This window comes from Phaeobacter sp. JH20_08 (genome assembly GCF_048056635.1).
GTDB lineage: Bacteria > Pseudomonadota > Alphaproteobacteria > Rhodobacterales > Rhodobacteraceae > Phaeobacter > Phaeobacter bryozoorum.
Map to the genome: position 1 here is coordinate 93,487 of NZ_JAYMVV010000010.1, position 19,486 is coordinate 112,972.

Below are 19,486 nucleotides of genomic sequence, written 5' to 3' on the forward strand. Positions count from 1 at the left end.
GCCCCTACAAAGGCATGGCTTATGAACTGGATCACCAACTACGTCCGGCCGCGGATCAATTCGATCTTCTCGCGCCGCGAAGTTCCCGAGAACCTTTGGCGCAAATGCGACGAATGCGGCACCATGCTGTTTCACCGCGAGCTGAGCGACAATCTGAATGTCTGCAACAATTGCGGACACCACATGCACATCACGCCACGCGACCGGTTTCTGGCGCTGTTTGATGGCGGTGTCTTCACCGAAGTCAAAGTGCCTGAACCTCTGGCCGACCCGCTCAAGTTCCGTGATCAGAAACGTTATCCCGACCGGATGAAAGCGGCGCAGAAGAAGACCGCGGAGAAAGAGGCGATGCTGGTGGCTGCCGGTGAAATCGGCCGGACGCCGATCATCGCTGCGGCACAGGATTTCTCCTTCATGGGCGGCTCCATGGGCATGTTCGTAGGCAATGCGATCATCGCGGCCGCTCAGGAAGCCGTGAAGCTGAAACGCCCGCTGGTGCTATTCTCCGCCGCCGGAGGCGCACGCATGCAGGAGGGCATCCTGTCGCTGATGCAGATGCCGCGGACCACCGTTGCGGTGCAGATGCTGAAAGAGGCGGGCCTGCCCTATATCGTCGTGCTGACCCATCCGACGACCGGTGGTGTGACAGCCTCTTACGCGATGCTGGGGGATGTCCATATCTCCGAACCCAATGCGCTGATCTGTTTTGCTGGCCCCCGGGTGATCGAACAGACCATTCGCGAGAAACTGCCTGAGGGCTTTCAGCGCGCCGAATACCTTCTGGATCACGGCATGTTGGACCGGGTGACCCCGCGCACAGAGATGCGTGACGAGCTGATCACCATCACCCGCATGCTGCTGGGCCTGCCGCCGCAGATTGTCGGCGACCTGCCCGCCCCGGATGCAAGCGAGCAGGCCGGGAACGACACCAAGGGTGCCGCAGATGCACCGGCCTCAGGCGGCTGATCCTGATAATCTCTGATGTTGCGGCCCGCTCGTTCTTCGGGTGGGCCGTTTGCACATCTTTCCGCCTGTACCAACGCCAGTGAGCTGTAGAATGACCCAGACCTCCGACGCGATCCTTGCCCGCATGATGGCGCTGCATCCCAAGATCATCGACCTGACGCTGGACCGGGTCTGGCGGCTGCTGGAAGCGCTGGACAATCCGCAGGACAAGCTGCCGCCGGTGATCCATCTGGCCGGCACCAATGGCAAGGGCTCGACCCAGGCGATGATCCGGGCCGGGCTGGAGGGGATGGGAAAGAGCGTTCATGCCTATACCTCGCCGCATCTGGCGCGCTTTCATGAGCGGATCCGGCTGGCCGGAGAGCTGATCTCCGAGCCGCATCTGAGTGAGGTTCTGGATGAGTGCTACGCCAGGAACGGCGGCGAGAACATTACCTATTTCGAGATAACAACGGTGGCGGGGATTCTCGCCTTTTCCCGCAGGCCCGCCGACTACACGCTGCTGGAAGTGGGTCTTGGCGGGCGTCTGGATGCGACCAATGTGATCACGCCCAAGGTGTCGGTGATCACCCCGGTTTCGATCGACCATGAACAGTTCCTGGGCAACACGCTGGCGAAGATCGCAGGCGAAAAGGCGGGCATCATCAAGCGCGGGGCACCGGTTGTGGTTGGCCCGCAGCCCGAGGAGGCCATGGAGGTGATCGAGGCCACCGCCGCCCGTCTTGGCGCGCCGCTGATCGCCTATGGCCAGCACTGGCATGTCTGGGAAGAGCGCGGGCGGCTGGTGTTTCAGGACGAGAACGGCCTGCTGGATTTGCCGCTTCCGGTCCTGCTTGGCGCGCATCAGGTCCAGAACGCCGGCGCCGCACTGGCGGCGCTACGCCATCTGGGCGCCGATGAGGCGGCTTGCGAGGCGGCGATGGCGAACGCCGAATGGCCCGCCCGGATGCAACGGCTCAAAACCGGCCCGCTGATCGAGGCCGCGCCGGAGGCCGAACTCTGGCTGGACGGCGGTCATAACGCCGCGGCGGGCGTGGCGCTTGCAGATGTGCTGGCCAAGCTGCCGGAGCGCCCCACGCATCTGATCTGCGGTATGCTGAACACCAAGGACGTGCGCGGCTACATGGCACCACTGGCACCGCATGTGGCGAGTCTCACCGCGATTTCGATCCCCGATGAGGTGAACACGCTGAGCGCCGAAGAAACCGAGGCCGCGGCCAAATCCGTGGGTATCGAGGCCGGCACGGCAGACAGCACTATGGCAGCGCTGGAGGCGATTGTCGCCAAGGACCCGCAGGCACGAGTGCTGATCTGCGGCTCGCTCTATCTGGCCGGTCACATTCTGCGCGAAAACGGCTGACGACTGACGACTGACGACGCCGGTGATCGGTGCCAGTGCTGCCCGTCATCTTTCCAAAAATACTCCGGGGGTGAGAAAGCCGTGCTTTCGAGGGGGCAGCGCCCCCTTGTTGCTCTCAGCCCTCGCGTCCCCAGTCCCGGTCCTGCATCTCACGCAGCCGGGAGGCTGTGCGCTCGAATTCAAATGTGCCTTCTCCCTCGACATAGAGCATTTCCGGCTCCGCAGCGGCTGAGCAGATGAGGCGGACCCCCGCCTCGTAAAGCGCATCAATCAGTGTCACAAAACGCTTGGCTTCATTGAAGTTGTTGCGGCTGAGACGGGGAATATCCTCAAGCACCAGAACCTTGACCACCTCGGCGATGGCCAGGTAGTCGCCGGGACCCAGCATTTTGCCGCAGAGATCATAAAATCCGGCCCGAGCGACACCGTTGCGGAAGGCGGGCAGCGTTACGTCTCGCCCTTTGACCTCCAGCGTCAGGGGAAGGGCCGGGCCGCCGGAGAGATCCTCCCAGATTTCGCGAATCTTGGCGTTTGCCTCGGCATTCACTGGCGAGAAATAGACCTGCGCTCCAGTCAGACGATCCTGACGATAATCGACCGGGCTGACCATTTCATGGACCTGCATCTGCTGCTTGATCAGGTCGATGAAGGGCAGGAACAGCTGCCGGTTCAACCCGTTCTTATAGAGATCATCCGGCACCCGGTTTGACGTTGTGATCACCGTAACACCGGCGGCGAACAGCGCCTCGAACAGGCGGCCGACAATCATTGCATCGGTGATATCGGTGATCTGCATCTCGTCGAAGGCCAGCAGCCGGACTGACCCCGCCACCTCTGCCGCAACGGGTGCCAGCGCGTCTTCGACCCCCTGCTGGCGCGCTTCGTGCATTTTGCCGTGGATTTCCTGCATGAAGGCGTGAAAGTGTACGCGCCGCGATGGAACGTCATCAAGGCTGTCGACAAACAGATCCATGAGCATCGACTTGCCCCGTCCGACCCCACCCCAGAGATAAAGGCCCTTCACCGCCTGATAGCTGGCCTTGCGAAAGAGGCCGCGTTTCACCGGCGGGGCTTTCAGGCCCGCGGCGATGCGGTCGAAATGGGGAAGCACGGCCTCCTGCGCAGGGTCGGGCTTCAACATGCCTGCGTCGATTTTCTGCTGATAAAGCGCGGTCAGATGGGTCATGTCGGAAGGGATAGCCTGAGGGCCTTCGGATGGAAAGATATCTCAGCCTATCGCGGTTTTGCAGCTGCAAGGACAGATGCGGGCGGTCGCGAAGTCTCTATGGAAAAGGGCAGGCTGTAATACATCAAATATTCTTACCTATAGGCGCAAAAATCCTGATTTGACCGACCCTGTTTTTTCCGTACCGTCGGCTGACCGGAGCCCCTCCGGCAAGGAGAGTGATCATGACCCGCCCCGCACCGCTGTTTACCCCCGTCCTGGTTGTCGGCTGCATCATCATTATGGCAAGCTTTGCGGTGCGTGCGTCTTTTGGCGTCTTTCAGATCCCGATTGCCGAGGAGTTTGGCTGGTTGCGGTCCGAATTTTCGCTGGCGATTGCCATCCAGAATCTGGCCTGGGGCATCGGGCAGCCGATTTTCGGCGCCATCGCAGAGAAGATCGGCGACCGCAAGGCGATCATCATCGGCGCGCTGGTCTATGCAGCCGGTCTGGTGCTCAGCGCCTTCGCAACCACGCCGTTTGAGATGCAGGCTTATGAATGGCTGGTGGGTTTCGGCATAGCCGGAACCGGGTTTGGTGTCGTGCTGGCCGTGGTTGGCCGGGCCAGTTCGGATGAGAACCGGTCAATGTCTCTCGCAATTGTCACTGCCGCTGGCTCTGCCGGGCAGATTTTCGGCGCGCCGACTGCCGAATGGATGCTGACGTTTTTGAGCTGGCAGAGCGTTTTTCTGGTGTTTGCGGGCGTTGTTCTGGCGCTGATCGCCACCCTGCCCCTGATGCGCGCACCGGAAGCGGCCTCCAAGGCGGAGCTGGAAGAGAGCATGGGGGCAATCCTGGTAAAGGCGTTCAAGGATCCGTCCTATACGCTGATTTTCCTCGGCTTTTTCAGCTGCGGCTATCAGCTGGCCTTTGTCACGGCGCATTTCCCTGCGTTTGTGACAGAGATGTGCGGCCCGATCCTGCCGGGAGGTGCACTTTATTCGATGGGGATCACCTCAACCTCGACATTGGGGGCGGTTGCGATATCGCTGATCGGCGCGGCCAATGTCGGGGGAACCCTGCTCGCCGGTTGGCTTGGCAACCGGTATTCCAAGAAATACCTGCTGGCGGCGATCTATACCGGCCGCACGATTGCGGCGGCGGCCTTTATCCTGGTGCCGATCACGCCGGTTTCGGTCATCATTTTTTCCATCGTGATGGGGTCGCTGTGGCTGGCGACGGTGCCGCTGACGTCCGGTCTTGTCGCGCATCTCTACGGGCTGCGTTACATGGGCACGCTTTATGGGATCGTGTTCTTCAGTCACCAACTGGGTAGTTTTCTGGGCGTGTGGCTGGGGGGGCGGATGTATGACATCTACGGAGATTACACGCTGGTCTGGTGGATCGGTGTCGGGATCGGCGCGTTCAGCGCCATTGTGCACCTGCCCATTCGCGAACACCCGCGGGCCCGGATGGCCGCTGCCTGAGGGCTGCGACCTGGGGGTTAGCTCCCTCCTTGCCAGCGGTCCAGAATGTGGCGGCTGGTGATCAGATCCATATGTGCGCCGCCCCCGTTTTTGAACAGGGTGATCTTGGTAGGGTCGAATTCGGGAAAGCGCTCCAGATCGTAGAAGTCCGCCAGGATTTCGTTGCGGCGGATCACGCCGTCGGCCAGCGGAATCTTGAACTCCCCAATGTGATCGATGGTGGTGTCAAAGCTGTCACAATAGATCTCGGCGCGTTGCAGAGCGGTATCATCCGCCTCGCGCATATCTGGGCGGTAGGCGCCGATCAGATTGAGATGCTGGCCGGGGTGCAACCAGTCCCCATGGATGATAGGCGTCGACGACATGGTGCAGGTCACGATGATATCCGCCGCCCGCACAGCAGTTTCCAGATCGGGTGCTGTTTTCGTATGGGGGTAGCGGTGTGCCAGCGCCTCTGCCTTTGCCAGCGTACGATTCCAGATGCGGATCTGAGCTTTGGGGTAGGCGGTGCCAAAGGCCTCTATCAGCGAGGCCCCGACGGTGCCGGCCCCAACAATCAGGATCTCCCGGCTGTCTGGATTGGCCAAGCGGAGCGCCCCCAGCAGGCTGTCACCAGCCGTTTTCCATTTGGTCACCAGATGGAAGTCGATCAGCGCCTCCAGCATCCCGTGTTGATCGTCGTAGAGGCACACCGCACCATTGACCATCGGCTGGCCGCGATCCGGGTTGCCGGGAAAGATCGTCGCGCTTTTCACCGCAAGACCAAGCCCATCAATCCACGCAGCGCGGTTCAGCAGCGTGTCCTTGCCCCGGTAGAGGAAACTATCGGTGACCTCAGCCTTTGGCAGCCGGTGTCCTGCGGCGAGGGCATCACAGAACGATCGCCAGTCCAGATTGGCTTCGCCCTGGTCGAATGGGATTTGCAGGATCGCGCTCATTGGGCCTCCTCCGGCGACAGCAGTCCCTCTGTTACCAGGCGATCAGCCCAGGTCTGGGGATGGGTAAAGAGATGCGTCTGCCAGCCGCGTTCGGCGGCAGCCTCGATGTTTTCGGGGCGGTCGTCGGTGAACAGGAGACGCTCAGACGGTACGCCGGTATCCTGTTCAAGCTGGGCGTAGATCTCTGCCTCAGGTTTGATCGTGCGTAGATGGCCGGAGACAAATGCTTTGTCGAACTCGTCGAAGAACGGGTAAGTGGTTCTGGCCAGTTCAAAGGTGCCAATCCCAAAATTCGTGAGCGCAAAGACCGGCACAGCGCGTCGGCGCAGAGCGCGCATCAGGCGAACGGAGTGAGGAATCGCAGGGCTGGCCATCTGGAGCCAGCTGTCGTGCCAATGGCGAATCTCCTCGGCCCATTCGGGATGCTGATCGGCCAGCGCATAGACGGCGCCCTTGAAATCGTCGCCCCGGTCTATGCCCAGGTTCATTTCATGCAGGTCGACCTCGCGAAACAGCGCTTCGCGTCGCTCCTTGCCGATCTTGGCATCGTAGAAGCGTTCAGGCTCCCATTCGATCAGCACGCGGCCGATGTCAAAAACGACGGCTTGGATGGTCATCTTCAGGCTCTCCTATCCGGTCGAACGCGGTCGTGGGCGAGGGGCCGGGCGACTGCGGCGGGTTTCGCGCCAGACTGAAACAAGCCCGGCGCCAATGATCAAGGTCGATCCGATCCAGACCGGGCCGTCTGGCCATTCGTCAAAGACCAATACGCCCCAGACCACGGCCATCGGCATGGCGATATATTCAAACGGAGCAACCAGACCAGCCTCGCACTGGCGATAGGCCTGGCTGACCAGATAACCGCCGACGGAGCCGGCTAGCCCCACGGTCAGAAACAGGAGCCAATCCTGAGAGGCAGGCCAGATCCAGGCGCGCAGGATGAACTGCAGACCAGCGCTGTCGGAGGTGGCGAAGCGCCCGTCACCGGCCAGCAGCCCGACAAGGGAGCTGACCAGCAGAAACCCGAGCGTCGGGTAGAAGGACAGTGTCGCCGCCTTGTCCGAACCGCCAGCCCGGCGGGTCAGGACATGCAGCGTGGCATAGCCGCAGGCACCGAGAAACGGCAGGATTGCAGCAGGCTGAAAGGTGCCGGGACCCGGGCGCATGATCATCAGAATACCGACAAAACCGATGGCAACCGCCATCCAGCGCCAAGGGCCAACCCGCTCTTTCAGAAACAGGACTGACAGGCTGGTGACAACCAGCGGCGTGGCAAAGGCAATCGCTACCGCTTCGGCGATTGGCATGATCGCGAGACCGGTAAAGAAACAGAGATTGGCAAATAGCACCGCGAGGCTGCGCAGCAGATGCAGACGGGGTTGCCGCGTGCGCAGAATGCCATAGCCGCCTTCCAGAGGGATGATCAGCGCCAGCAAGACGAACATGGCCACGACGGAGCGGAACATCACCACCTGATATAGCGGGTAATCGCCGGACAGGAATTTGAAGATGACGTCTATGATGGAGAAACAGATGGCGGCCCCGACTGCCGCAAGGACGCCAAGAATGGGGAGGCCTGCCTGTTGCTGCGTCACATCTGCTCTCCGCCTCGGTGATTGGTGCAATCAGTGACGCAACGATGGGCAAAGGGCAAGAGCAGGGGGCGACCGGACCGGTTCAGGTGGCGCTTGCGGCGCGGATCTCACGCTCGAGCGCGTCGAGAAAGCGGGATCGGTCGGCTTTGGTAAAGCCTTTGCCGCTGCCCCCGGCACCAAGCGGATTGGCGGCGCGCAGATCTGCCATCAGATCGCGCATCGCCAGTTGCTGGCCGATATTGGCCTCTGTGAAGCGGTCCCCATTGTGCCGCAACACCCGGGCGCCAGCCTCGATACATTTTGCGGCCAGCGGAATATCTCCGGTGACCACGACATCGCCGTTTCCGCAACGCTCGGCGATCCACATGTCGGCTACATCGGCGCCTTCAGATACGATCACGGTCTCTACCAGCGGGTTCTGCGAGGGGCGCAGCCCACCGTTTGAGACAACATACATCGTGACCTTGTGGCGGGTTGCCACGCGCTCTGCCTCGGCTTTGACGGGGCAGGCATCGGCGTCGATATAGAGCGCCATCACTCAGCGGCCTTGGTGGGTTTTACCTTGGCGGCGGGTTTCGCCTTGGCGGCGGTCTTGGAGGTCTCGGGGCCGGTCTTCTTCACCTTGAACTCCTCCGGGATCGGCATTCGGTTGAACGCGTCAAGGCCCGCAATCTTATAGGCCTCGGCCAGGGTCGGATAGTTGAAGGTGTTCTGGACGAAGTAATCCACCGTGCCTTTGAGGTTGAGCACCGCCTGGGCGATATGGATCAGTTCGGTTGCGCCTTCGCCGACAATCTGAACCCCGAGCACTCGGCGCGTCTTGAGAGAGAACAGCATCTTCAGCATGCCGTGTTCCAGCCCCATGATATGACCGCGAGAGGTTTCGCGGAAGCGCGCGATGCCGATTTCGTAGTGGATGCCACGTTCCTGGAGTTCTTCCTCCGACATGCCGCAGGTTGACATCTCAGGCACCGAGTAGATGCCATAGGGGAACCACGGGCTTTCGGGCAGGGTCGGTGTTTCCAGCGCGTGACAGGCTGCAACCCGCCCCTGCTGCAATGAGGTCGACGCCAGGGAGGGGTGGCCGATCACATCGCCGGTGGCATAGATATGCGGCACGGCGGTCTGATAGGATTTGCGATCAACACTGAGACGGCCGCGGTGATCCGTTTCCAGACCAACAGCCTCAAGGTTCAGCGCCTCGGTATTGCCCATGCGACCAGCGGCGAACAGCAGCATGTCGCCGCGTACATGACGTCCGTTCTCCAGGCTCACCTCGATATGGCTGCCTTCGTCCTCGATCTTGGTGATGGCAGAGCCGAGACGCAAATCGACGCCGTTCTCGCGGATCTGGTGAGTGAAATCCTGAATCAATGTGCTGTCGATGAAGTCGAGGAAGGTGTCGCGCGGCTCGATCAGGGTCACACGGACATCAAGGGCAGAGAACATGGTGGCATATTCGACGCCGATCACCCCGGCTCCGACCACGACAAGCGAACGCGGGATTTCCTCCATTTCGAGGAACTCATCGCCGTCGACGACGGTTTTGCCGTTGAATGGCACATACTCCGGGCGATAGGTGCGCGTGCCGGTGGCAATCAGGAATTTCTCGCCGGTGACACGGGTGGTATCGCCTGCCTCGGTAGCGACTTCGACCTCGTTCGGGCCGACAAAACGCGCAAGGCCGGCCAGGACCTCGACGTGGTTTCGGTTGAACTGATGTTCCAGCACGTCGACCTCATGGTCGAGGGTCATGTGCAGGCGGGCCTTGAGATCCTCGGCCTGGATCTGATCCTTCACCCGATAGGCGCGGCCATAGAAACTGCGCTCGCGCCAGCCAGAGAGGTTCAGCACGGTCTCTCGCAGGGTTTTGGAGGGGACAGTGCCGGTATGCACCGAGACACCGCCCAGACGATCCTTGCGGTCGATGACCAATACGCGGCGGTGCAGTTTGCCTGCCTGAATCGCTGCGGTGCGCCCGGAGGGACCGGATCCGATAATGATGAGGTCGTAGTTGAAATCTGCCATGTATCAGCCCCGGTAGAGCGCTTCGGCATGGAAGGACACATGGTCCTCCATGAAGGTAGAGACGAAGAAATAGCTGTGGTCATATCCCGGCTGCATCCGCAGGACGGCCTGCTGGCGGCGGGCCGCCGCAGCCTCGGCCAGAGCCTCCGGTTTCAACAGGTCGAGGAATTGATCGGATGTGCCGGTGTCGATCAGGATTGGCCCGTCAAAGCCGCTCTCCTGCATCATCAGGGTGGCGTCGTGGCGCGCCCATGCGGCTTCGTCAGTACCCAGATAGGCCGTCAGCTGCTTGCGGCCCCAGTCACTGGCCGAGGGGTTGCAGATCGGCGCGAAGGCCGACACCGACCGGAACCGGCCCGGCAGGTTCATCGCCATCGTCAGCGCGCCATGTCCGCCCATGGAGTGGCCGGTGATCGACTGGCGGTCCATATCCAGTGCAAACTGCTCAGCCAGCAGGGCAGGCAGCTCCTCGGTGACGTAATCCCACATCCGGAAATGCGGCGCCCAGGGATCCTGGGTGGCGTTCACGTAGAAACCAGCCCCCTGTCCCAGGTCATAGGCCTCGTCATCCGCAACCCCGTCGCCGCGCGGGGAGGTGTCCGGAAACACGATGGCGATCCCCTGTTCCGCGCACCAGGCCTGCGCGCCTGCCTTGGTCATGGCGTTTTCGTGGGTGCAGGTCAGCCCGGACAGATACCACAGCAGCGGAACCGGCCCATCGGCGACTTCCTCCGGCAGGAACAGCCCAAAGGTCATGTCGCAATTGGTGCTGCTGCTGGCATGGCGATAGACGCCTTGCACGCCTCCGAAGGCGGCATTTTCCGAGACGGTTTCCATGGGGCGACTCCTTTGTTCTATGTTGCTCTATCGCTACCTGTGGTCAGCCATAGGGTCCAGTGACTGCGCGTCTGTGGTCCCTGTTTTTGCGACATATCATTGCAAAAACCTGAAGACTGCGGACGCCGATGGCCGCGATTGATGCCAATATCGCCCGGTCAGCGGCCGGATCGGCTCAGGGCTGCGTCAATACCGAGACCCCGGCGATCACCAAGGGCAGTGTCAGGATCGAGAGTGTCGTCGACAGCAGGATGGCGGCTGAGGCCCGGTGCGGGGCGACCCCATAGTGTTGCGCCAGCATGTAGACGTTTCCGGCCACCGGCAGCGCTGCGGCGGCGATTGCGACACCGGCGGCATAGGGATCCACAGGCACCAGCACCAACACGCAGAGCGCCACTGCGGCCGGGTGCAATACCAGCTTGGCGAAGCTGAGCCAGCTGGCAATCTGCACCCGTTCGGCAGATTTGGAGGCCAGAGACGCGCCGATCGCAAAGAGCGCGCCGGGCGTTGCGGCATCGCCCAGCAAGGCAAGAAACGCATTCGCAGGGGCCGGTATCGGCAGCGCCAGCGCCGACCAGAACAGACCTGCGCAGATCGACAGGATCATCGGGTTTCGCAGCAACCCACGACCAACCAGCCCCAGCGTGGCGCCGCTAAGGCCGCTGCCGCGCCCCAGGTTGATCAGGACAACGATCAGAGAGGAAAACACCACCAGATCGACGCTGAGAACCAGCATCATCGGCCCTACCGAGGCCGGGCCGAACAAGATGATCATCATTGGCAGGCCGAGAAAGCCAACGTTGCCGATGGCCGCGCATTGCGCCTCTACTGCGGCGGTTTGCATGTCGAGGCGACGCAGCGCAGCCACCAGCGTGGTGACCCCATAAACCACCGATGTGCCCAACAGATACCCGAGCACCAGCCGGGGATCGAAGATCTCCGAAAAAGACAGATTGGCGGCAAATCGGAAGATCATTGCCGAAAGTGGGAAATAGAAGACGAACTTTGTGAGGCTGGCGGTGGCCTCTTCCGAGAAAAAGCGGCTGCGACCGGCCCAATATCCAAGACCGATGATCGCAAAAAACGGGAGTGTTCTCAGAAATATGTCGAGCATCGTGGGAATTGGTAACCTAATTTGACCAACTCGGGAAGAGCGTTTCTCACCCCGCGCAGGGCTCCCGCCCGTCATCGGATCTCGGGTGAGGTCCTCTTCCCGTTGGGCCGGGCAGCGCTGACGCGCTGGCACCTATCCGTTGGCCCCCATGGCGCAACCGCAGAGCCGCCGCCATAAGCGGTTCCGGTGTGTTTCCATCCGCGCGTTTGCCTATGCCGACAAACGCGTTAAGCTGATGTCATGAGTTGGACAGATCGTCGGCGCAAGCGTTTTTTTGTTCGCCGCGCAGGGCTCTGGCTCATAGACTATCACGACGCCGCAACCGTTTGTGAGGTCACGCTTGACCTTGCCGCAGAATGCCTAGATTGGGCCTGCAACCCGCGATATCCGATCACTGTGTCGCCCCCTGACCGAGAGTATTGATGAACCAGCCAACCGCTATTCCCCGCAAGGGTCGCAAATATGATCAGGTGCTCCTCGGTGCGCGGGATGTGTTTATGGCCCATGGGTTTGAGGGCGCCAGCGTGGATGATATTGCCCGACAAGCCGGGGTCTCGAAGGCAACGCTCTATAGCTACTTTCCGGACAAGCGGCTGTTGTTCATGGAAGTTGCCCGGCACGGTTGCGCGCGTCAGGCTGACACAGCGGTCAGCATTGGCGCGGGTTGCTGTGACCCTGAGACCGCGCTGCGTGAGGCGGGGCACCACGTTCTGTCGGTGATCCTGTCGGAGTTTGGCGTTAAGATGTTTCGCATCTGCGTTGCCGAGGCGGACAGGTTTCCGGATCTGGGACGCCGCTTCTACGAAAGCGGACCGGCAACCATCCGGGCGCAGCTGCGCGAGTATCTGGCAGAAGCGACCGCACGGGGCGAGTTGCGGATCGAGGATCTGGATCTGGCGGCTGATCAGTTTGCGGAACTGTGTCGCGCGGATATGTTCCTTAGGCTGCTTTTCAACATCGACGCCGATATCGACGATGACGAGCGTGAGCGTGTGGTTGAGGCCGCGATTAAGACGTTTCTTGCCCGCTACGGGGTCGCTGGTACGGCAGGCAACAGTGCTGGCTGATCGGCCATCGGGTCGAACCGGCTAGGGCAGCTCAGTGAGTGGTGAATTCGCGCGGTGTCTCACGGTAGATCTGGTGACAGTTGTGACAGGCGGATAGCAGGCGGGGCAGGCTGCGTTTCAACCCGGCCGCCGAGCGGGTATTCAGTGCGCGTGCCGCGCGTTCGGCAGACTCCGCATGGCGTTTGAAATCAGCCCAGTTTGCCCAGATCCCGCCGCGTGCATGGGATGACAGATCGGTGACATCCTGGCGGAATTCGCGCGGAATGCGGCGCGTCGACCGGATCAGAGCGCGTCGGGCCGCGCGCGCGGCACCGCGATCGAATGCGATATAGTCGCGGGTCATCGCCGCAAGATCCTGAACGGCCGTTTTTTGGCCACCCATCAGAGCGATACGTTGGGCAACGTGTTTGTTGGTCGGTTGAGGATCGGCATCGACCTTGCCGGCCAGCAGCAGAAGTGAGGCGATCAGCAGCGCGCTGCCCATGAGAAGGCAGAGGCCCCCCAGACCACGCCAGTGCTCGTCGGCTCGGGTCTGAACCCGGTCAGGTCGATGGCGTCGTTGTTTGGGGTCATGCTGCATGGTCTCTTGGCTCCAGATCCTGATCAGGCGCGATGCAAAAAAACTATGCGGTTGAGGTTAGATCCCGGTTAATGATGGGACAGACAGGCTGGCTAGAACCCTTCGGCGATGGTCGAAGCGTTTGTACTAGTCGCAATCGCGGGCGGCGGGTTATCGTCTGACCATGAGCACTCCTCGATTTGATATTCTGGGCCAGGCGCTTTCCGATGCCAGCCGCACCCGTATGTTATGCGAGCTGCTGGACGGTCGGTCCTACACCAATAAGGAGCTGGCGGCGGCGGCAGGTGTCACCGCGCCGACAGCAACAGCGCATCTGCAGCTGCTGCAATCCGCAGGCCTGGTCGTTGCTGAAAAGCGAGGGCGCTGCGTTTTTCACAGGTTGGCCAGCGCCGAGGTGGCACAGACCCTTGAGCAACTGGCTGCGATTGCGCCGTCGGATCATCTGCATCGTGCGCAGCAGCGAAAGGCGGGTGTCCTGGCACCATTGCGCAGTTGCTACGACCACTTTGCCGGTCCATTGGCGGTGGCGATGACCCGGCGGTTTCTCGATCTTGGAATTCTGGTTGAGCGCAACGGCGGGTTCGAAGTGATTCCGGCAGCAGAATGGGATCGGCTGGGAGTGACCCTGCCGACACGGCCTTCACGGCAAGCCTTTGCGAAGCCCTGCATGGACTGGACGGAGCGGCGCCTTCATATCTCGGGCGAATTGGGGCGTCAGCTGTTGTCTCACGCGCTGACTTCGGGCTGGGTCAAGCGTCAGCCGGTCAAACGGGGGCTGCTGCTGACCGCCCCTGGACGTGCGGCTTTTGAGCAGACCATCGGTCTGGACACACGCTCTGTTCTGCCCGAGCTTTCGCCTTCCTGAGGACGCCAGCTGCGCCGCAAGGTGGCAATAATGCTTGATTTACTGTCTGTTTGGCGCAACGCTGTCATTATGAGCTTTGACCAAGTGCAGCCCTTCTCATCGTTTTCCGGCCCGCAGCAGGTTGCCTTTCACCGGACCGAACTCTCGGTGATCCTATCGTTGTATGGCCGTATGGTTGCAGCCGGGGAATGGCGGGACTACGGCATTTCGACCCTTCGGGATCTGGCCGTTTTCTCGGTGTTCCGGCGCACCGCTGAGCACCCTCTTTACCGTATCGAGAAACGTCCCAAGCTGCGTAATAGGCAGGGGCAATATGCGGTTGTCGGTATGGATGGGCAGATTCTGAAGCGCGGCCATGATCTCAAATCCGTGTTGCGTGTGCTCGAACGCAAGCTCATCCGATCCGTGACCTGACCGCCGGTTGCGGCGCTGCCTGATGATCCGGGCCGCGAAGAAGCGGCTTCAGAGGTCTGGGCGCCGGTGACGAGTGATCGGTCCATCGCCTTGCACCATGATCCGCTCCACCGCATCCGCCACCGGCTCCAGTGCAACCGCCATATGATGGGCGTTTGCATGGATCATGGTTTCGTGGTCCTGCATCAGGGCGACATGGCCCTTCCAGAACAGGAGATCGCCGCGTCTGAGATCACTGGGAACCGCTGTGTTGCCGAGCGATATGTCCTGGCCCATTTCATTTTCCTGCTGGTCGCTGTCACCGGGGCAGGTGACCCCGCAGGCCAGCATCGCCGCCTGGACCAGACCCGAGCAGTCGATCCCCCAGCGGCTGTTTCCGCCCCACAGATAAGGCGTACCGAGAAAGAGCTGTGCAACCGCGACCGGATCGGTATCGGGCACTGAAACCGGCCGCAGATGAGACGCGGGGATGAACCCCAGATTGGTTTCCGCAAACCGATCTGTGAAAGCTAGGACGCTCACCCTGCTGCCGTGGCTGAGACTGCGGAGGTCGGCGGATTTCATATCTGCGGCGCTATAGGCATGTGTTGCCGGTGTGCAGACCCGATGGGTTGCGGGGGCGGCATCGGTTGCGAGGGCTGTGGCCGGAACATATCCGACATAGTCATCAGCCACAGCCTGCACGAACGCCCATCCATCGCGCTCTTCGTAGATCGTGATCTCGGCGCCAAGCAACAGTTGACGGTCACGCGGCCCGTCCGGGCGCCGTAACAGGTTTACCACGGGCAAACGAATACAGGCGGGTTGTCCTGTCACTGCCGTGCGGTCGGGCGAGTGCTGCGCAAGATGTGCAGCGATCACGCGGTCATTGGCCGGGGTGCGGCGGGGATCGGTCATCCGGTGCCTCAGAGGTTCAGCATGGTTGGCAACGCATCGAGCAGGGCCCGAGCGCCCTGCAATGCGCCGCCCTTTGGCCGGGCCGGGGCGGCGGTCGGCGTCCAGCCATAGATGTCGAAATGGATATACCGGCTGCCGTCGGCAAAGCGGCGCAGGAACAGAGCTGCGGTGATGGATCCGGCAAAGCCGCCGCTTGGCGCGTTGTCCAGATCAGCGATCAGCGGTTCAATCATGGCCTCATAGGGCGCGTGAAAAGGCATCCTCCAGACCGGATCGGCTGAGGCAGCGGCAGCCGCGCTGAGCGCATCGGCATCGCTATCGCTATCGGTGTAAAACGGCGCCAGATCCGGACCGACCGCCACACGCGCCGCGCCCGTCAGCGTGGCCATGGAGATAAGCAGATCCGGGGCGTCTTCCGCCGCGTAGGACAGGGCATCGGCCAGGACCAGCCGACCTTCGGCATCGGTGTTGTTGATTTCGACGGTCAGACCGTTGCGCGCGGTGAGTACATCACCGGGGCGAAAGGCATTCGCCGAAACGCTGTTCTCAACCGCTGGGATCAGGACGCGGAGCTGCAAAGACAATTGCAGCGCCATGATCATCTCTGCGAGCCCCAGGACATTGGCGGCACCTCCCATATCCTTTTTCATCAGGGCCATGCTGCTGCCGGGTTTGAGATTGAGGCCGCCGGTGTCAAAACAGACGCCCTTGCCTACAAGGGTGAGCTTCGGGCCAGTATTGCCCCAGCGCATATCCAGCAGGCGGGGACGACGATCCGAAGCGCGGCCAACGGTGTGGATCATGGGAAAGTTCTGCGTCAGAAGATCTTCATCGGCGACAACGTCAAGGGCGGCGCCATATCGATCCGCCAGCGCCTGTGTTGCCTCCTGCAAATCCTGCGGCCCCATGTCAGAGGCGGGCGTATTGATCAAGTCGCGAGTCAGATATTCCCCGGCCGCGCAGGCCTCGATCCGGGCTGTATCGACTCCCTCGGGTGCGATCAGATGGGTTTCGGAGACGCGCCCGGATTTATACCGATCAAACCTATATTGGGCGAGCAGCCAACCTAGGCACTCAGCCGGGCGATCCTCCTCGGCGATCCCTTCGACCAGGCGATAGGTTGCTCCGGGCAGCGCAGAGAGGGCGCCGGCCAGAATGAACCTGCCCCTCGCGCGGTCCTTGGCGGTGCCGTATCCCACCAACACCTGTCTGGGCGCACCGTCGCGATCCGGAATGACGAGCACCTGCCCGATGGCGCCGCGAAACCCATTGGTGCGGGCCCAGTTACTGGTCTCGCTCGGCGCATTGGCAAGCCAGTCTTCGCACTTGTCCTGATCCAGCACATGCAGATCGAGGCTGGCCGTCGCCGGGTCGGCGAAGGCCGGACGCGAGAGGCGGCTGATGGCGGATGGCTTGGCAGAGGGCATGACAGGATACTCCGGAACCGGGGGGCGATTTCATGGTCAGAGTATCTGTCACAGCGCCGTCTGCAAGCCCTGCTGATTGTCGGTCAACCCGTGGTTTCAACAGGTTGCATCCGTCACGGCCGCAGGCGCAACGCCAATAAGGGCCCCGCTAAGAGCCCGGACGCATAACCTGCGTCGCTACGAAATTGCCATTTGGTTGGCATCAAGCCTTGGTCTGACAGTTGGAGACCGGCTCCATCGGCGGCAGATCCGCTGTCAGATATATCCGAGCAAGTGTCCCCCCAGGATCACTTGTCAGACCGAAAGGTCCTGTTGCTCCCATACAGCGGTCAGGGATCGCTCGCCGATCCGCATCAGCCGGAACAGGGTCGCCGAAACTGCTGCAAAATCGTTTATGTCGATCGCGCCGGTCACGTCACGGGCAACCCGTGCCATTGCTGTCATGCCAATCTGATCGGCGATAGCGATCAGGGAACGCGCACTTTTGCGTAGGTTTGGCAAATCGTTCTGGCGCCAGAGACGTTCGCAATGAGACAGCCGCACGGCGAGTTCCTCGATCGCGCGACAAACCACATCTTCTGCCCCGGCTTCGCCGAGTTGCGTATAGAGATCCGACAGTTTGTCGGAGTCTAGGCGCACATTTTCTTTGTGTACTACAGTGAGTATTTGAGCCACCACATTAAACCCCAATTTATTCATGCCCCCACGGCACGGGCCAAACTTGCGCCTTAGAAGTTGTCAAAAGGTTTCCAGCCGGATGACCAAATCTCTCGAATTTGCTAACAATCCTTGGTAACAGACCTGCCAGAGGTCAATCGAGGAACGACACATGCAATTTGCCAAACCCCTGCCGAGCTATCTGGTGACGCGCTATCATGGGTGGAAAGCCACGACCTATAGCGAAAATCAAGGCTGGTACCGGCGGCTCGCCAGCGAAGGGCAGCGCCCGCGCGCGATGGTTATTTCCTGCTGCGACAGTCGGGTTCATGTCACCTCGATTTTCGGTGCCGATCAGGGCGAGTTCTTCATTCACCGCAATATTGCGAATCTGGTGCCGCCTTATCAGCCTGACGGCGATCACCATGGCACCAGCGCGACCGTTGAATACGCAGTCACCGTTCTGAAGGTGGCACATCTGATTGTGTTGGGGCATTCACAATGCGGTGGTGTGCAGGGATGTATCGACATGTGCAAAGGCCATGCACCAGCGCTGGATGCCAAGGAGAGCTTTGTCGGGCGTTGGATGGATATCCTGAAGCCGAAGTTTCCGCTGGTCGAAGATATCGAGGATACCGACGCGCAGGCGCGTCAGTTTGAACGGCAGGCGGTGGTTGCATCGCTCGAAAACCTGATGACCTTCCCCTTCATTGATAGCGCCGTGCGGGATGGAACATTGAGCCTGCATGGCCTTTGGACCGATATCGGCGAGGGTGGTCTGGAGTGTTATGAGCCGCGCAGCGGCAAGTTCCAGCCGGTCTGATCGGGGGCATCTCGCCAACGCAAAACGGTCCCAATCAGACCTCAGGCCGCCGCCGGATTTGAAGCGGCGGCCATTCTCAGCGCTGCTTGCGTATAGCCGCCCGCGGCCCCGTCGATGAAATGGACGTGATCGTCGCGCATCGCCGACGGTACGATGCAGGTTACCAGCGCTTCGTCCTGCTCATGCACGCCATAGCGCACCTGCCCTGCTGCCGCGGCTTTCTCCAGGATATGCGTGATCTCGTCGCGCACCTCTGCCGGACAGTCGAGTGTCAGTTTCAGGCCATCGTCGAATTTTCGAAAATCCGCGTTGGCGACGAGCATTCTGCGGTAATGCTGGGCATCAAAGCCACCAATCGGACGCTTGCGGGTGAGCGCATAGGCCGCAAAGACAGTCTGAACAAACAACTGCAGCTTTCGCAAAATCAACGCGGTTTTCCCGCGTGACATCTTTGCCTCCAGCGTCAGACCCGGCGGGGGGAAGCTGAAGCTTGGCCCGCCCTCCGGCACCGGATGACCATGGCGCTGCAACTTGTCTGCAACTGCGAGAACATCGCTGGCGATTTTGGCAAAATCCCTGGCTGAGGCCCGACTATGGGGTTGCACCACGACCGAGAGGATCATCCCGTTGCGAGCCGGTATCGTATTCCAGCGGCAGGACAGGCCTGTCAGATCCGGCGGATCGGGCAGCGGTGCGGGGGGCACTTCGAAACCTCCCAGCTTCATCTGCCGTTCCGCCCAGTTGAGGCCACCACCGGCAAACATTGCGTAGTCGGCCGCGTCTGAGACGGCATAGCGGGCAACGGCGACATCCAGGCCTTCGGCTCTGATCCAGGACACCGGCAGCAATGCGGCGCGCAGCTCGATGTCGAATTCCGCGCTGGTCCAGCTGCGCAGCCGCGCCAGCGTGTCGCGCGCGATATCGGCGTGTTCAGGGGCCACTGCAAAGGAGGCGCCGTCACCGCCAAAGACATAGGGAAACGGCGTGCCTCCTAGGGCGTTGATCATCGCGGCAATCGCCGAGGCGCCGATGGTGTTTACCGTCTTGTAGCGCCCGGTCGCGATAAGATCGGTGGAATTGACGATATCGCAGCAGCCGACCATCCAGTCCCTCGGCAGCGGCGTAAAGGCACCAGAACGGGTCAGACCGGCAAAGTCGCGGCTGGGCGCTAGGCTTTGGTAGAAACCATCCTGTGTCATCTGCGATCCGTTCATCCTGTTGACACCATAGCCTAGCGCGACAGCAGCACACGACCAATCACGGCTA

The 19,486-nt window shown here is 61.2% G+C and carries 20 protein-coding genes; 7 read left to right on the forward strand and 13 right to left on the reverse strand.

The genetic code is table 11. The features are described 5' to 3' along the window. The first annotated feature begins 21 nt into the window (after positions 1-21). Positions 22-966, forward strand: a complete 945-nt coding sequence (accD, locus tag VWY75_RS09765) for an acetyl-CoA carboxylase, carboxyltransferase subunit beta (RefSeq protein ID WP_340546421.1) — start codon at positions 22-24, stop codon at positions 964-966. Positions 967-1,057: 91 nt separating this feature from the next. Further along, the gene (locus VWY75_RS09770; protein ID WP_416538277.1) at positions 1,058-2,326 is read left to right on the forward strand and encodes a bifunctional folylpolyglutamate synthase/dihydrofolate synthase; all 1,269 of its coding nucleotides are present in this window, start codon (positions 1,058-1,060) and stop codon (positions 2,324-2,326) included. A gap of 115 nt (positions 2,327-2,441) precedes the next feature. On the opposite strand, the gene zapE is transcribed toward VWY75_RS09770, so the two are convergent. Beyond that, positions 2,442-3,512, reverse strand: a complete 1,071-nt coding sequence (gene zapE / locus VWY75_RS09775; protein WP_416538278.1) for a cell division protein ZapE — start codon at positions 3,510-3,512, stop codon at positions 2,442-2,444. A gap of 224 nt (positions 3,513-3,736) precedes the next feature. Between zapE and VWY75_RS09780 the strand changes: the two genes are divergently transcribed. Beyond that, positions 3,737-4,978: an MFS transporter gene (locus tag VWY75_RS09780; protein WP_416538279.1), complete on the forward strand. Its 1,242-nt coding sequence runs from the start codon at positions 3,737-3,739 to the stop codon at positions 4,976-4,978. 17 nt (positions 4,979-4,995) lie between these two features. Here the strand turns inward: VWY75_RS09780 and VWY75_RS09785 are convergent, their stop codons facing one another. From VWY75_RS09785 to VWY75_RS09815, 7 genes are all read right to left on the reverse strand, one after another. Next, positions 4,996-5,916 carry an ornithine cyclodeaminase family protein gene (locus tag VWY75_RS09785; protein ID WP_416534554.1) on the reverse strand — a complete coding sequence of 307 codons (921 nt, stop codon included), beginning with the start codon at positions 5,914-5,916 and terminating at the stop codon, positions 4,996-4,998. Next, entirely contained in the window at positions 5,913-6,533 is a 621-nt protein-coding gene (locus VWY75_RS09790) for an HAD-IA family hydrolase (protein WP_416534553.1), read from the reverse strand. The genes VWY75_RS09785 and VWY75_RS09790 overlap by 4 nt, the downstream gene beginning before the upstream one ends. 12 nt (positions 6,534-6,545) lie before the next feature. After that, complete coding sequence (locus VWY75_RS09795; protein ID WP_340546427.1) at positions 6,546-7,511, reverse strand: DMT family transporter; 966 nt, start codon at positions 7,509-7,511, stop codon at positions 6,546-6,548. An 82-nt stretch (positions 7,512-7,593) separates the two neighbouring features. Next, positions 7,594-8,049 (reverse strand): YaiI/YqxD family protein, encoded by a 456-nt coding sequence (locus tag VWY75_RS09800; protein ID WP_416538280.1) that lies wholly within the window; start codon positions 8,047-8,049, stop codon positions 7,594-7,596. Beyond that, positions 8,046-9,539 carry a Si-specific NAD(P)(+) transhydrogenase gene (sthA, locus tag VWY75_RS09805; protein WP_416534551.1) on the reverse strand — a complete coding sequence of 498 codons (1,494 nt, stop codon included), beginning with the start codon at positions 9,537-9,539 and terminating at the stop codon, positions 8,046-8,048. Before sthA ends, VWY75_RS09800 begins: the two co-directional genes overlap by 4 nt. A gap of 3 nt (positions 9,540-9,542) precedes the next feature. Next, on the reverse strand, positions 9,543-10,376 hold the full coding sequence (gene fghA, locus VWY75_RS09810) for an S-formylglutathione hydrolase (RefSeq protein WP_340546430.1): 834 nt from the start codon (positions 10,374-10,376) through the stop codon (positions 9,543-9,545). A gap of 175 nt (positions 10,377-10,551) precedes the next feature. Next, complete coding sequence (locus VWY75_RS09815) at positions 10,552-11,490, reverse strand: AEC family transporter (RefSeq protein WP_416538281.1); 939 nt, start codon at positions 11,488-11,490, stop codon at positions 10,552-10,554. A gap of 422 nt (positions 11,491-11,912) precedes the next feature. Between VWY75_RS09815 and VWY75_RS09820 the strand changes: the two genes are divergently transcribed. Then, positions 11,913-12,557 carry a TetR/AcrR family transcriptional regulator gene (locus tag VWY75_RS09820; protein WP_416538282.1) on the forward strand — a complete coding sequence of 215 codons (645 nt, stop codon included), beginning with the start codon at positions 11,913-11,915 and terminating at the stop codon, positions 12,555-12,557. A gap of 31 nt (positions 12,558-12,588) precedes the next feature. Here the strand turns inward: VWY75_RS09820 and VWY75_RS09825 are convergent, their stop codons facing one another. Beyond that, positions 12,589-13,137 (reverse strand): cytochrome c, encoded by a 549-nt coding sequence (locus tag VWY75_RS09825; RefSeq protein WP_340546433.1) that lies wholly within the window; start codon positions 13,135-13,137, stop codon positions 12,589-12,591. Positions 13,138-13,300: 163 nt separating this feature from the next. On the opposite strand from VWY75_RS09825, the gene VWY75_RS09830 reads away from it, so the two are divergent. Then, the gene (locus VWY75_RS09830) at positions 13,301-14,002 is read left to right on the forward strand and encodes an ArsR/SmtB family transcription factor (protein ID WP_340546434.1); all 702 of its coding nucleotides are present in this window, start codon (positions 13,301-13,303) and stop codon (positions 14,000-14,002) included. Between the two features lie 69 nt (positions 14,003-14,071). Continuing rightward, a complete protein-coding gene (locus VWY75_RS09835; RefSeq protein ID WP_340546435.1) occupies positions 14,072-14,416 on the forward strand; it encodes a DUF2794 domain-containing protein in 345 nt (114 codons plus the stop codon). A 48-nt stretch (positions 14,417-14,464) separates the two neighbouring features. On the opposite strand, the gene VWY75_RS09840 is transcribed toward VWY75_RS09835, so the two are convergent. The 3 genes from VWY75_RS09840 to VWY75_RS09850 all read right to left on the reverse strand — a co-directional run bounded on the left by VWY75_RS09840 (position 14,465) and on the right by VWY75_RS09850 (position 17,439). Further along, on the reverse strand, positions 14,465-15,313 hold the full coding sequence (locus VWY75_RS09840; protein ID WP_416538283.1) for a C40 family peptidase: 849 nt from the start codon (positions 15,311-15,313) through the stop codon (positions 14,465-14,467). Between the two features lie 8 nt (positions 15,314-15,321). After that, complete coding sequence (locus VWY75_RS09845) at positions 15,322-16,740, reverse strand: leucyl aminopeptidase family protein (protein ID WP_416538284.1); 1,419 nt, start codon at positions 16,738-16,740, stop codon at positions 15,322-15,324. Positions 16,741-17,034: 294 nt separating this feature from the next. Then, positions 17,035-17,439, reverse strand: coding sequence for a hypothetical protein (locus tag VWY75_RS09850; protein WP_340546438.1), 405 nt, complete (start codon positions 17,437-17,439; stop codon positions 17,035-17,037). Positions 17,440-17,569: 130 nt separating this feature from the next. Here VWY75_RS09850 and VWY75_RS09855 point away from each other — a divergent pair, with 130 nt between their 5' ends. After that, positions 17,570-18,220: a carbonic anhydrase gene (locus VWY75_RS09855; RefSeq protein ID WP_340546439.1), complete on the forward strand. Its 651-nt coding sequence runs from the start codon at positions 17,570-17,572 to the stop codon at positions 18,218-18,220. Positions 18,221-18,261: 41 nt separating this feature from the next. On the opposite strand, the gene VWY75_RS09860 is transcribed toward VWY75_RS09855, so the two are convergent. Then, positions 18,262-19,419, reverse strand: coding sequence for a DUF3095 domain-containing protein (locus tag VWY75_RS09860; RefSeq protein WP_416538285.1), 1,158 nt, complete (start codon positions 19,417-19,419; stop codon positions 18,262-18,264). Positions 19,420-19,486: the final 67 nt, after the last annotated feature.